Raw genomic sequence first — 14301 nt, 5'->3', positions numbered from 1 at the left:
ATGTTTCTTGAACACGCACTTGAATGCTAATTTTGAAAGATGGGAAGACATTATGATTAACTGGCTCGAACATGCTTTAGGTACAGGGTGGCTTGTCAGACCGGCTGGAGGTTTGACCGGCGAGGCATTTATAGCTGAAAAAAATGGGAAGCGATTGTTTTTGAAACGGAACACATCGCCTTTCTTAGCTGTACTCTCTGCGGAAGGAATTGTACCAAAGCTTATTTGGACAAAGCGAATAGAAAATGGTGATGTTATTACCGCTCAAGAATGGCTGGAAGGGCGTTCTTTGAATGAAGAAGAAATGAAGCAGCAATCTGTGGCTGATTTATTGTATAAAATACATCATTCCTCGGAATTAATGCATATGCTGTTAAAAATGGGGAAAAAACCGGTAACCTCAGATGAAAGCTTCACCCAGCTTTGTTTACAATTAGAAAATAATGGCTTAATGCATGAGCGGGAAGAGGTACTGGAAGCAATTGGTTTGCTGGAAATGATGCTTCCTTATACAAGAAACCAAAGGCTCGCAGTATGTCATTGTGACATGAACCATAATAATTTAATCTTAACAAAAGAAAACATCATTTATTTAATTGATTGGGATAATGGAACCATTGCTGATCCTGCAACGGATATTGGTATGCTCTTAAAATGGTATATTCCAAAGGAAGATTGGAAAGAGTGGCTTATCAATTACGGAATAGAGCCGGACAGACAATGGTTTATTCGTATGTACTGGTATCTCCTGCAGGACAACCTCCAATTCTTATGCTGGCACTTTGACCGTAATGAGAAAGGGAAAGTCCAGCAAAGATTGAAGGAATTACAGGAAATCAACCAATCCATTAAAGATTTTATTGTTTCTTAGCACATCGGGATATCAATCAGAGATTTTGCTGGACCGTATTGATCCAATGCTGAAACTGATCCTGATGATCACCAATATGTTTTGTCAGATCGGATGCAGCAGTCCCATCTTTGCCATATTGGTAAATGCGCGTCAGGACGTCCTGGATATCCTGATCAGATAATTCTTGTTGAGCTAATAGGGAAGCAGTGAGCCTCTCCAACTGAGCATGTTCATTCGGAGACACAGAGGAATCAGATTGATGCTCGTCTAAAATATCACACAGTAATTGCAGTTTGTTTTGCAGAGATAGTTGCATCTAATTTCACCTCGTTCCTGAGCATAGTTTAAACGGATAATGCATTATTATTCACATCATCAAAAGCAATAAAAGTGAGGAAAGCGTATATGAGACAAAGATATAAACCATGGGCAGATGATTATTTAAAAGAAAAAAATCATATTGTATTAGAGAACCCGAGCGTACATAAAGGAGAATGGAAAAAAGTTTTTGGCAACGATAATCCGATTCATGTAGAAATTGGTTCAGGCAAGGGGCAATTCATTACAGGAATGGCAAAGCAGCACCCGGATATAAACTTTATCGGCATCGAGGTAGCGAAAAGTATTATTGTTTCCACAGTTCAAAAAGTGGATGAAGAAGCGTTAGATAATATTCGCCTCTTGAATGAAAATGCGAATGATTTACTTGCTATATTTGAAGAAAATGAAATCGGGCAGATTTATTTAAATTTCTCCGATCCTTGGCCTAAAAATCGTCATGAGAAGCGTCGATTGACCTTTAGAAGCTTCTTGGAGCAATATCAGCATATTCTGCCGGAATCCGGTCAAATCGTTCTCAAAACCGATAATCGCGGGTTATTTGAATATTCATTAGTCAGCTTTTCCAACTATGGGATGAAGCTGATTGAAGTGAATCTGGACCTGCATGCTATCGAGGATGAAACGAATGTGAAGACAGAGTATGAAGAAAAATTCGCTTCCATGGGACATGTCATCTATCGCTGTACAGCACAATTTTCATCTTAATAAAGGAAGCTTGATGATTAGCAAGTCTTCCAGTGCAAGATGCGTTTAAGTTCCAGAGGATGAAAATAAATGATTGACAGTACTTCTGTTTATTTGTCATAATATATACGATATGAATGGATATGATGAACCTTTAATTCAGTCCCGCGAGGCTGGTAAGGAATACGGATAAAGCAAAATAAATATGTCCTTTAAAGAGAAGTTTCCAAAGCTTAATAAAAATGATGTTGAAGATTTCGATGGTCTTTTTTATCATCCTTTTGGAATATATATTTAATGGATAATGTTCCTTTGTATATTCTGACACCTTACCCCCGGACTGGTAAGGTGTTTTTTAGCTAGAGAGCAATTGGATATAGAATACATACAGAAGGGACAGGTATTGATGAAATCAAGAGAAATACAAGTACATGAACGGCTGCCATTATTACAGAGCTTGCCTTTAAGCCTGCAGCATTTATTTGCGATGTTTGGCTCCACGGTTTTAGTACCGCTTTTATTTAACGTAGATCCAGCAACCATTTTAATGATGAATGGGTTTGGCACACTGCTGTATATCTTTATAACGAAAGGGAAAATTCCTGCTTATTTAGGATCGAGCTTTGCTTTTATCGCACCGGTTACGCTGGTTCTGACAGACGGGGGAGGTTATGGTGCCGCTTTAGGCGGTTTCTTCGTAGTGGGCCTTGTCTTGACGATTATTGGAGTGATTGTCAAATATGCGGGTACAAGCTGGATTGATGTTATTTTCCCGCCGGCAGCGATGGGAGCCATTGTAGCCGTTATTGGGTTGGAGCTTGTGCCTACAGCAGCAGATATGGCTGGATTATTGCCTGCAGCGGATGCGCCGAGAGATATGACTGCGATAACGGTATCCTTGCTGACGTTAGGGGCAACCATCGTTTATTGGGTGACTTTAAGAGGATTCCTGAAAATTATACCGATTCTACTCGGTATAGTAACTGGTTATCTGATAGCGGCGATGTTTGGAATTGTAGATTTTACCTCCGTACGGGAGGCTGCCTGGATTCAAATGCCGACCTATTATCAGATTGAGTTTAACTGGTCTGACATCCTTATTATTTTACCGGCCGCGCTTGTACTTGTGCCTGAACACATTGGACATTTAGTAGTTACAGGTAATATTGTGAAGAAGGATATGGTAAAGGATCCCGGCTTAGACCGTTCTTTATTTGGTAATGGTATTTCTACAATGCTTTCCAGCTTTTTCGGATCGACACCAAATACAACCTATGGTGAAAATATTGGGGTCCTTGCGATTACCAGAGTATATTCTACGTGGATTATCGGCGGGGCTGCAGTGTTAGCCGTTATTCTTTCCTTCTGCGGGAAGCTTGCTGCCTTAATTTCATCTATTCCGACACCGGTTATGGGCGGTATTTCTTTACTGCTTTTCGGTATTATCGCAGTAAGTGGTTTGCGTATGCTTGTAGAGCAGCAGATTGATTATAATAATTCGCAAAATCTTATCCTGACCTGTGTAGTATTGGCAATTGGTGTCAGCGGAGCCAGCATTGAACTTGGTGCAGTAGAATTGACAGGGATGGGGCTGGCGACCATTGTTGCCATCTTAATCAGCTTATTCTTAAAGCTTCTGGATGCTTTAAATTTATCAAATGAGGATAAGTAAATAAATATATGAATGAAGTATAGAAAGAAAACTGCACTCGAATGAAATTGGAGAGAATTTCATATAGAGCGTAGTTTTCTTTTTATATAACAATTTTTGCAATAAGTATGCATAACCAATGAATATCGAAAGCGATACCAATTCCTATGCAATAGCTATTTGATATAGAAAAAAGGATAGAAACGTATCATACCAGTCTGAAAGCCGGTTAAAATTTTTATTGACGAACCACCTGTTTGGTGATAATATTTCGATTATCACTAAAATAGTTTCATTATTAATAGAAGATTCGAAGCAGTTTCATACGCTTGTGCACTGCATTTTACACTTTAGACTATGAATTTTTTTCAAAAGAATATCAAAAATATGAAATAATTTATAACTCTATTAATAGTCTGAAAAATATGTGAATATATGAACAAATATAAGCAGAATTCACAGAATGTTTTATATAACGAAACCATTTAAGCAGTTCGTCGATTGTCTTTGGGCATAGAAATGTTCATAATCTTTTAGAGAACAGACAGCAGGAACAACATAATTTAATTATTGGAGGATGAATGAACATGGCACAAATGCTTGCATTAGTTCTTATTGTATTGATTTTATATATTGGAGACGTGGTTGCTGCCAAAACCAAGGCTTGGGTACCGTCGATTTTTGTCTGTGCCGTTCTGTTTTTAGCCGGCTATTGGACCTTTTTCCCGCAGGATATAGTTGAAATAGCAGGTATACCTCCTGTAGTTGCTACAGTGCTGATGTACATGCTAATTGTAAATATGGGGACACTTTTATCCTTAAAAGAGCTGAAGCAGCAATGGCGTACGATTTTAATCGCTCTCGGCGGTGTTTTAGGCGTTGTTGCCTTCCTGCTTAGCTTTGGCACCTTGCTTTTCGGGTTTCAGGCTATGGTTGTCGCCGTTCCGCCGTTAGTGGGAGGACTGGTGTCTTCACTGATTATGTCAGAGGGCGCTGCAGAAGCAGGTCTGGTAAGCTTATCTGTATTTGCAATCGTTATTTATGTCATGCAGGGGTTTGCTGGTTATCCTTTAACATCTGTAATGCTGAAAAAAGAAGGAAAGCAGTTATTGAATAAAATACGCAGCGGCGAATTAAAGGAAGCTGGCACATCGAATAAAATCGCAGCTGAAGAATATGAAGGCGCAAAGTTATTTAGGAATCTTCCGGAACAATATAATACCAGTTATTTTATATTTTTTAGATTAGCTGTTACCGGGTTCCTTGCTTATCAGATATCTGCATGGCTGGAGCCAATCGTATCTGTCAGTCCGATGGTCCTTTGTCTGTTATTCGGTGTTATCGGCAGAAGTGCCGGTTTCTTGGAGAAGCAGGCGCTGCAGAAGGCAAACGGATTTGGTTTTGCGATGTTGGGGCTGATGCTTTATATTCTTGACGGATTAAGAAATGCTACCCCGGATATGATGCTTGATATTATCTATTTATTAGTCGGAAGTATTCTTTTAGCTGTCATCGGAATGTATATCTTCTCCTTTATCGTTGGCAGGCTGTTTAAGGTCAGTAAGGCAATGGCATATGCAATATCCTTAACTGCCTTCTACGGCTTCCCGGCGGATTATGTAATTACCAATGAGGTAATCAACTCCTTGACGAAGGATACGAAGGAAAGAGAAATATTGACGAGCCACATGCTCCCGCCGATGCTGGTTGGCGGATTTGTGACCGTAACGATTGTATCTGTTATACTAGCAGGAGTATTTGTCAGTTTCTTGTAGATTGAGGGAGGAATCATTACGTGAAAGCAAATCAGGAAAGAATTGAAAAACATATTAAAGCATTAAGCAGATACACAGCGACGCCAAACGAAGGAACCACGCGCTTGACTTACAGTGAAGAAGATTTACAAGCCCGTACCTATATTAAAGGGCAGATGGAAGCATATGGATTAGAGGTAAGAGAAGACGGTCTCGGCAACATTTTTGGCAAGCTGGAAGGTGAAAAGAAGGACGCGCCAAGTGTAATCGTAGGGTCTCACTTTGACAGTGTTCCTCATGGCGGAGATTATGACGGTCCGGCTGGTGTGATTGCCGGTCTAGAAATCGCTGCATTATTCCAGGATAATAAAGTTAAGCCGGTATATCCATTAGAAATTATTGCGATGATTGAAGAAGAAGGATCAAGGTTTGGCGGCGGTTTAATGGGCTCCAGAGGAATTGCCGGATATCTTTCAAAGGATGATATCCAAGAGATCAAAGATAAGGACGGTATCTCTGTTCCCGAAGCAATGAAAAAGATTGGTTTAGATCCTTCATTAGAGGTGAAACGAGATTTAGAAACAATCAAAGCATTTTTAGAAATGCATATTGAACAAGGTCCTATACTAGAAGAAGAGCAGATTTCCGTGGGAGTTGTGGAATCTATCGTCGGATTAACGCAATTAGAGGTAACGATTGACGGGAAAGCAGGACATGCTGGTACAACACCGATGGATCGGCGTTCAGATGCACTGGTAGCAGCTGCCAATATCATTACCAGACTGCCGCAGATTGCATTGGAAGAAGGGGAAGGAACTGTAGCAACAGTAGGAAGACATCAGGTATTTCCAAACGGAGCAAATGTAATTCCGGATAAAGTTGTTTTCTCTGTTGATATCCGTTCCAGCAAAGAAGCACATGTAAAAAATGTCGTGCAGAAAGTAAAAGATCTGGTTCGCTCTTGGGAAGCCAATGGTATTCAGACTGCAGTAGAGCAGTCCTTATACATGCAGCCTAAGGAACTGAATAAGGAAATTCGTTCGCTGCTTGAAGCATCCTGTGCGGAGCTAAATACTTCTTTTATCAACATGCACAGCGGAGCGGGACATGATGCGATGGTCCTTTCCGATATAACAGATGTCGGTTTAATTTTTGTACCGAGTAAAGACGGGCTGAGCCATTGTCCGGAGGAATGGACCGCAACCCATGAGCTGGCTGCAGGTATCGAAGTATTATATGAAACTGCATTAAAATTAACGGGAAAATCCTAGTGTCGATTTGGCACTGGGATTTTTTTAATAGGTTATATCATATATGTTATGATAATAAAAAGAAGAAACGATGGAGTAAAAAATGGTCAATAAAAAAGCCCGCTGAAAAATTCAAGCCGGCTTTTGTAGATGTATTGATTAATTTATGTAATGATGGTAAAATATAAAAGTTAAAGATATATAAAACAATATATATCCATATAGTATAATTATACATTATAACAATAAGTACGTCAATAGTTGTTTTCGGAAATAAAGGGGGAAGTTGATGGATAAGCAAAGGGATAGCCATGAATTTGAATATCAGCGACTAGAGAAGGTATTAGATATTATTGATATGAAACAACATGCTTTGAAGGAACAATCCTCCAAGGTGAAGGAAGATGTCGTTGAATTACGTAAAACATTCTGGGATGATATTACCGTTAATATGGACGAAATGGATGACATTATTGAAACACAGGAAAGTATTAAGCAGCAATCTAATATCCTCGCACAGAAAGAGCGGCATTACGGAAAAAATTATCAGCGGATGAACCAATTAGAACGACTGAAAAACCAGCCTTATTTTGGGAGAGTTGATTTTCAGGAAGAAGGCAGTGAAGAAATCGAGAAAATTTATATTGGCACTTCTTCGTTAATGGATGAAGAAGAGAAGGATTTTCTTATCTATGACTGGCGGGCTCCTATTTCCAGTATTTATTATGACTATGCTCCAGGCCCGGTAGAGTATCGGACGGAGGAAGAAACTGTTTATGGCGATATGAGTTTAAAACGCCAATATATGATTCGAAATGGAAAAATGAAAGGAATCTTTGATACGTCCGTAACCATTATAGATGAGATGCTCCAGGAAAGCTTAAGCGGGGCGGCTGATACGCAAATGAAATCGATTGTTTCCACGATTCAGCAAGAGCAAAATGCCGTTATCCGCCATCGCGGCAGTAAGGTGCTTGTTGTACAAGGTGCAGCGGGAAGTGGAAAAACATCTGCAGCATTACAGCGTATTGCCTATTTACTTTATCATCATCGGACTAATTTGACAGCGGACCAGGTGCTGCTATTATCTCCGAATGATTTATTTACAAGCTACGTAGCAAATGTGCTCCCTGAATTGGGAGAGGAGCCGGTCAACCAGCAAACCTTTCATCAATTCGTTCTCAAAGGAACAGATAAAGCATTGCATGTAGACACCCCCTTTGAACAGATTGAAAAGCTGATGGGGTTAGAAGAAGAAAAACAAAAATCATTAAGGGATGCAATTCAGTATTTTTCCAGTACGGCTTTTATGGACACAATTAATCAGCATTTAGAGAAATTAAATCAAACAAATCTTGTTTTCCGATCCATCCGTTTTCGAAATGAATTGCTCATTGATAAGAAAGAGATTGAAGATTATTTTGCATCCTTGGAGAAGGATATGCGTCTTCCAAATAAAATGGAGCAGTTAAGAAATTGGCTGCTGCAGCGCATTCGTGCATTCCAAAAGGAAGAAATCAAAAAGGATTGGGTTTTGGATCAAATCCAGCTGTTAACCAAAGATGACTATATGAAAGCTTATCATGAAGCAGAAAATGAACATGAAGAAAGCAGTATCCAAGATGAAGAAAAGGTTTTGAGAGAGAAAATTATTCGTAAAACATTCGCTCCATTGCAAAATATGATCCGTCAGAACCGTTTTATTAATACATTTAAAATGTATATGGACTTTATCGCAGAATTGAATGGAACCAGTGCGCTTCAACAATATAAAGCAGAAGCAATTAGGCAGCTCCGGAAAAAACAGCTTCCATGGGAATTGGCAACAGCTTATAACTACTTTAAAGGGGAAATGATTGGCCACCAGGTCACTCGGCCCGTACATTTGATTGTTATGGATGAGGCACAGGATTATACGCCTTTTCAATTTGCTTATTTAAGACATCTTTATCCGTATGCCAGTTTTACACTGCTTGGGGATGTAAACCAGGCGATTTATTCCTATGCATCGGAGGAAAATCCGATTCAGGAGGATATTTCGTTTAAGGAAAGTACAGAGCGGATTGTATTAACGAAAAGCTATCGCTCAACGAAGCCGATTGCAGATTTCACATCATACTTTTCACCGAGCAGTGAACCGGTTGAACCGTTTGAACGCAGTGGTTCACTTCCAGAGGTCATTCAATTGACAAAATCCATTTCTGAAAAGGATGCATTGCTTCATAAAATAGAAGAGAAGCAGCAAAACGGATATGAAACGATTGCCATTATAGCAAAGACGGCAGGCGCCTGTGATAAAATATATCAACAGCTGCGTAAAGAAATAGATATTAAACAAATTAATGAGCATACCAAAACCTATCAAAAAGGGGTCGTGGTTGTCCCAGTTTATCTAGCGAAGGGGATTGAATTTGACGCGGTAATTCTTGCAGATGCTTCCAGTGAAGTGTATTCACATCCTACAGATAAATATTTGCTTTATACCGCGTGTACCCGTGCTATGCATGATCTGGCCCTGTTATATTCTGATAAAATGTCTCCTTTCTTAAGTGAGGTTCCTAAAGAGAAATACAGGTATGCGACGATTGTGGAAAGGTGAGAGAAAGTGTGAAAAAGGATTTCCATACCTTGTGATAAAGGTTTGGAAATCCTTTTTTTATTTGCAGTGTAACTGCCTGGGCGATTTTCAATACTGAGGCACAAGGGAAATCCTATGTTGCAGTTTTTTCCTGTGCAGGTTGGCAAATAAAAAAATGGAGACTGAATTCCATCCAATCCAGTCTCCATTTTCTTTCTTATTGATAATTATTCGTCTCAAAAAGGTCAATCAGCTCAATATCTGGATTTTTATCTTTAAACCAGTTTAATGCAAATTCATTTCGGAACAGCACGAGAGGCTGATCCTGGCGGTCACGTACCAGCAGGTTTCCGGAATCAAACAAGGAAGCATCTGCCTGCTCAGGCTTTAGCCATCTTGGAATCCGTTCACCAATCGGCTCCATGATTACTTCGGCGTTGTACTCATTTTCCATACGGTAGGTGAAAACCTGATATTGTAATTCTCCGACGGCGCCTAAAATAAAGGAATCTGTTAATTTGTCCCGGAACAGCTGAATAGCGCCTTCCTGAACAAGCTGTTCAATTCCTTTACGAAATTGCTTCGACTTCAATGCATTTTTCGCCATGACTTTTTTAAAGATTTCCGGCGGGAATTGCGGCAGTTCATCAAATTCATATTTTTCTTTGCCGGTCAGCAGTGTATCTCCAATTTGGTAGGCATTGGGATCATAAATACCGATAATATCACCGGCGTATGCTTCTTCGATGGTTTCTCTGGAAGACGCCACCATTTGTTGAGATTGAGCGAGTTTTAATTCTTTCCCGGTCCGGGCTAACGCAACACTCATCCCGCGTGTGAATTTTCCGGAACAAACACGTAGAAAAGCAATTCGATCACGGTGGGCAGGATTCATATTGGCTTGGATTTTAAAAATAAATCCAGAAAAGTCTTCTTCTTCCGGTTTTACGGCTCCTTTGGTCGACTTACGCGGTGTCGGACTCGGTGCTAAGCGGATAAAGGAATCAAAAAATGTTTGCACGCCAAATGGGGAAAGGGCGCTTCCGAAGAAAACAGGAGTTAATTCGCCGTTTAAAATGGCTTCTTCCGAATAGGTATTTCCAGCTTCCTCCACCAGCTCTAATTCATTAATGGCATCTTGGTAGGTTCCATTTTCGGTTAACTCTGGGTGATTTTCTAATTCTTTATAAGGGATATAGCTTTCCTCTGCTCCTGGATGATGCTGTACAAATTGTTCATTTTCCCGATCAAAAATTCCGAGGAAGCCTTTGCCCATACCAGCCGGCCAGTTCATTGGATACGTATCGATTTCTAATACCTCTTCTAATTCCTCCAATAAAGCTAGCGGCTCTTTTCCTTCCCGGTCTAATTTATTCATGAAGGTAAAGATAGGAATTCCGCGCATCCGGCAAACCTTGAACAGCTTGATTGTCTGTGCTTCAATTCCTTTCGTAGAATCAATAATCATCACAACGCTGTCAACTGCAGTTAAGGTCCGGTACGTATCCTCACTGAAATCTTCGTGTCCCGGGGTGTCTAAAATATTGATATGAAAGCCTTCATATTCAAAGTTCATGACACTGGATGTAACCGAAATACCACGTTGTTTCTCGATTTCCATCCAGTCGGAGGTAGCGAATTTGCCGGATTTTTTCCCTTTGACTGTTCCAGCTGAACGGATAAGGTTACCATATAATAATAATTTTTCCGTCATCGTTGTTTTCCCGGCATCGGGATGCGAGATGATCGCAAATGTTTTTCTTTTCTGTACTTCTTCTTGAATTGACATAGTGAAATCCTTTCTATCATAGACTGATCCATTTTTTACAGCTTTATACGTGATTGTTTATAGATCAGAAGCTAATGTTTAAAAATCATCATTGGTTTATTAGATGTTTGCCTATTGTTGCTTTATAATATGCAATAGATATATCATACTACAATTTAACCTCTTTCGTGAAATAGAAATCAGGTAATATAATAAAAAAAGTCAATCAGATATTAGTTTTGACAGCGTGAAATTAAAGTATGTGAAATGAATGAAAAGGTCGTGCGGGAAATGGTATGGGTATCCAAACAAGAAATAAAAGAACGATGCGGAGAGTTGTCTTATAAATATGGAGAGCGTCTGTGGAAAAAGGGGAATGTGCAGTTAACCTTTTTGGAACAGCAGCTGATTGGAACGGTCAGAACCACGGATGATTTTCATATTACAGTCACGTATCGAAATAATAAAATAGAGAGCACTGCGTGCAGCTGTCCGAAGCTCGGATCTTATACATTAGATTGTCAGCATATCGCTGCGGTCTTAATCGGTATCCACGAAACAGGAGAGCCGGAAGCTGCCACACCGTCGCTGACAGGAAAGCCGGATAAGGAATTTCGTCAGCGCGGCTATTTTGAGACAAGGCAGGCTATTCCGATTCATTTTTACCTGTGTATTCCAGCAGAACCGGAACGGACCGCATTGCAAATGACTGTTCAAATCGATGGAAAAATCGTCCATGATATTATTGCTTTTTTAGAAGCACTGAAGAGCGGAAGGCATTTTTCAATTGCTGATAATCTATCCTTTGATGCAAGCAAATTTTATTTTGAAGATGACTGCAATCAGATTTTAGAACAGCTTATCCATGTCTATGAGGATCAGCAGATGATTGGCAAGCCCCTTGAGGATAAAACAAGCTGGATTTCGATCCCGGCTTCAGCTTGGGAACGTATGGAGAAATTACTATCTGCAAGCCCGCTGGTATCCCTTTATATGGAGGCAGATGATTATCATAAGCAGCCATTACATTTTTATGATGCACTGCCTCCGCTTTCTTTTCGTGTCTATCAGTCAGATGCAAATTATTCCATCGCTTTTCGAGAAAGGAAAGCTACAATTTTTTTGCTTGCTTATCAGCTTATTTATCAGAGCGGATCCCTTTATTTATTAACAGAAGAAGAAAAGCAGCTGATTACTTTATGCGAGCAGTTATGGCAAAAGCAAACACAAACCATCGTTGTCAGCAGGGAGCAAATGGTTTCTATCTCAGCACTTTTAGAGCGGGTTGGTGAAGTGGAGGATAGGACAGGAATGCTAAAGCATCTTAATATTCCGCTGAAAGCTGGTGTTTATATAGATCGGGTCCATAATCGTCTTCTGGCTGGTGTGGAATTCCAATATGGAGATAAAAAGATAACGCCATTTGAGAAAACAAGTCTGATTCGCCGGGATAAAGAAAAGGAAGCAGAAATTATTGTTTTTCTGGAAAGAAGTGGATTTGCGAATACGGGAGGCAGTTTTATTCTGCAAAATGAACAGCTGGAATATGATTTCTTATATCATCATTTACCAGTATTGTATAAGATGGCCGATGTTTTTGTAACGAATGCCGTTCGTAATCAAATCAGCAAGAAGCGGTTTCAGCCAATTGTACGTGTGAAGCATAAGCGTGACAGAACAAATTGGCTTTCTTTTGCCTTTCAAGTGAAAGGTTTTTGGGAGCAGGAGGTTCGACAGATTCTGGAAGCGATAGAAGAAAAGCGGCCTTACTATCGCTTAAAGGATGGTTCTTTTCTGACATTGGAAACAGAGGAGGTAAAAGAATTAGAAAAATATCTGCTTTCCGTTTCGATGACACCTTCTGAAATTCTGGAGGAAATTGAGCTGTCGCTGAAGGAGGGTTTGTCATTTGCCCACCGGATGGAGGATAACGGTTATTTGGCTGACGGGGCAGCTGTGAAGGAAATGATTCATGCTATTCAGGTGCCGGCAAAGGAGAAGTATCCAATCGCAAAAGAAATTGAGCCGATTTTAAAACCTTATCAGCAGGATGGCGTACGCTGGATGCTGGCGGTGGCTGAAGCTGGACTGGGCGGTGTTCTGGCAGATGAAATGGGGTTAGGAAAAACCGTGCAGGCTATTGCTTTTTGTATCACGAAATTTCAGCAGCAAGAGAAAAAAGCACCTATTCTGATTGTCTGTCCGACCTCGCTGAGCCATCAGTGGAAGCAGGAATGGGAATTATTTGCACCGGCTTTTTCCGTTGATATATTGGAAGGTACCGTTAAAGAAAGAAATCAAAAAAAGAAAGCATTTAAAGAACAGGATGTATGGATTGTTTCCTATGGTGTATTGAAAAATGAAATCGATTGGCTGAAGAAGAAGGCTGCTTTCCAGACGATTATTTTTGACGAGGCGCAAACCTTTAAAAATCCGGCAACACAGGTTTTCCGTACAGTAAAGAAATTAACAGCCGATTATCAGTTTGCGTTAACAGGCACGCCATTAGAAAATAAAGTAGAGGATGTATGGTCGATTTTTCATATTATATTTCCTGAATTACTCGGCGGCTTAAAGGATTTTTCCTGGCTTACTAATGACCAGGTGCTGAGAAGAGTTCACCCATTTATGCTGCGGAGAGAGAAAAAGGATGTGCTGCAGGACTTGCCGACCAAAACGGAATATATTGAACGTGTTCCGCTGACGGAAGAACAAAAACAAATCTATATTTCCTATTTATCCAAGTTAAGACATCCTAAATTTAAACATTTGGACCGTGCAACGATTCGTAAAAATCGTATTCGTATCTTAGCGGGGTTGACTCGATTAAGACAAATTTGCTGTGATCCGGCATTATTTGTACGGGATTATCATGGAGAGTCAGCTAAACTTAAGCGGCTGATGGAAATTGTGAAGGATGCCAAGCGTTCTGGAAAACGTCTGTTGATTTTTTCTCAATTTACACAAATGCTGCAGCGAATAGGCGATTTATTAAGGGCTGAGGAAATTTCCTACTTTTATTTGGACGGACAAACACCTGCTGAGGAACGGGTCCAACTCTGCCGCGCTTTTAATCAGGGAAAAAATGATATTTGTCTGATTTCGCTGAAAGCTGGCGGTACTGGATTAAATTTAGTGGGTGCTGATACGGTTATTTTATACGATACATGGTGGAACCCGGCAGTAGAAGACCAGGCAATCGATCGTGCACATCGAATCGGTCAAACAGAAGATGTTACCGTGATTCGGATGCTGACCGAAGGAACCATTGAAGATAAAATGTTCGAGCTCCAGCAGAAAAAAAGAAATCTGATTGAACAGATGGTACAAACCAAGGATTTGTGGAACAATCAGCTGACGGATGAAGACGTAGAGAAGCTGCTGCTGGGAACGCTGGAATAAAAGAAACAGCTTAAAGGGA

9 protein-coding genes are annotated in these 14301 nt (G+C 40.2%); 7 read left to right on the top strand and 2 right to left on the bottom strand.

Annotation, left to right across the window (positions count from 1 at the left end):
- Positions 1-52 precede the first annotated feature (52 nt).
- Positions 53-871 (top strand): phosphotransferase family protein, encoded by an 819-nt coding sequence (locus tag MKX55_RS16490; RefSeq protein WP_042535584.1) that lies wholly within the window; start codon positions 53-55, stop codon positions 869-871.
- Between the two features lie 16 nt (positions 872-887).
- Here MKX55_RS16490 and MKX55_RS16485 read toward each other — a convergent pair whose 3' ends face one another.
- Positions 888-1169: a YtzH-like family protein gene (locus MKX55_RS16485; RefSeq protein WP_339178816.1), complete on the bottom strand. Its 282-nt coding sequence runs from the start codon at positions 1167-1169 to the stop codon at positions 888-890.
- Between the two features lie 89 nt (positions 1170-1258).
- On the opposite strand from MKX55_RS16485, the gene trmB reads away from it, so the two are divergent.
- The 5 genes from trmB (at position 1259) to helD (ending at position 9133) form a co-directional block, all read left to right on the top strand.
- Positions 1259-1900 carry a tRNA (guanosine(46)-N7)-methyltransferase TrmB gene (gene trmB / locus MKX55_RS16480; RefSeq protein ID WP_339233544.1) on the top strand — a complete coding sequence of 214 codons (642 nt, stop codon included), beginning with the start codon at positions 1259-1261 and terminating at the stop codon, positions 1898-1900.
- A gap of 385 nt (positions 1901-2285) precedes the next feature.
- Positions 2286-3551, top strand: a complete 1266-nt coding sequence (gene uraA, locus MKX55_RS16475) for a uracil permease (RefSeq protein ID WP_339238553.1) — start codon at positions 2286-2288, stop codon at positions 3549-3551.
- A gap of 566 nt (positions 3552-4117) precedes the next feature.
- Positions 4118-5305, top strand: coding sequence for a hypothetical protein (locus MKX55_RS16470; RefSeq protein WP_339233542.1), 1188 nt, complete (start codon positions 4118-4120; stop codon positions 5303-5305).
- Between the two features lie 20 nt (positions 5306-5325).
- Entirely contained in the window at positions 5326-6555 is a 1230-nt protein-coding gene (locus tag MKX55_RS16465) for a Zn-dependent hydrolase (RefSeq protein ID WP_339233540.1), read from the top strand.
- Positions 6556-6823: 268 nt separating this feature from the next.
- Positions 6824-9133 carry an RNA polymerase recycling motor HelD gene (helD, locus tag MKX55_RS16460; protein ID WP_339233539.1) on the top strand — a complete coding sequence of 770 codons (2310 nt, stop codon included), beginning with the start codon at positions 6824-6826 and terminating at the stop codon, positions 9131-9133.
- A gap of 196 nt (positions 9134-9329) precedes the next feature.
- On the opposite strand, the gene MKX55_RS16455 is transcribed toward helD, so the two are convergent.
- The gene (locus tag MKX55_RS16455; RefSeq protein ID WP_339233538.1) at positions 9330-10901 is read right to left on the bottom strand and encodes a peptide chain release factor 3; all 1572 of its coding nucleotides are present in this window, start codon (positions 10899-10901) and stop codon (positions 9330-9332) included.
- Positions 10902-11147: 246 nt separating this feature from the next.
- Between MKX55_RS16455 and MKX55_RS16450 the strand changes: the two genes are divergently transcribed.
- Positions 11148-14282 carry a DEAD/DEAH box helicase gene (locus tag MKX55_RS16450; protein ID WP_339233536.1) on the top strand — a complete coding sequence of 1045 codons (3135 nt, stop codon included), beginning with the start codon at positions 11148-11150 and terminating at the stop codon, positions 14280-14282.
- Positions 14283-14301: the final 19 nt, after the last annotated feature.

This window comes from Oceanobacillus sp. FSL W7-1281 (assembly GCF_037969835.1).
In the GTDB taxonomy this organism is placed as follows: domain Bacteria; phylum Bacillota; class Bacilli; order Bacillales; family Amphibacillaceae; genus Oceanobacillus; species Oceanobacillus oncorhynchi.
Note: the sequence above shows the minus strand (reverse complement) of the source record. Positions and strands in the feature narration are given on the sequence as shown.

Coding starts and splice junctions, on each gene's coding strand:
- MKX55_RS16490 (WP_042535584.1), top strand. CDS start 53: ATGATTAACTGGCTCGAACATGCTTTAGGTACAGGGTGGCTTGTCAGA.
- MKX55_RS16485 (WP_339178816.1), bottom strand. CDS start 1,169: ATGCAACTATCTCTGCAAAACAAACTGCAATTACTGTGTGATATTTTA.
- trmB (WP_339233544.1), top strand. CDS start 1,259: ATGAGACAAAGATATAAACCATGGGCAGATGATTATTTAAAAGAAAAA.
- uraA (WP_339238553.1), top strand. CDS start 2,286: ATGAAATCAAGAGAAATACAAGTACATGAACGGCTGCCATTATTACAG.
- MKX55_RS16470 (WP_339233542.1), top strand. CDS start 4,118: ATGGCACAAATGCTTGCATTAGTTCTTATTGTATTGATTTTATATATT.
- helD (WP_339233539.1), top strand. CDS start 6,824: ATGGATAAGCAAAGGGATAGCCATGAATTTGAATATCAGCGACTAGAG.
- MKX55_RS16455 (WP_339233538.1), bottom strand. CDS start 10,901: ATGTCAATTCAAGAAGAAGTACAGAAAAGAAAAACATTTGCGATCATC.
- MKX55_RS16450 (WP_339233536.1), top strand. CDS start 11,148: ATGAATGAAAAGGTCGTGCGGGAAATGGTATGGGTATCCAAACAAGAA.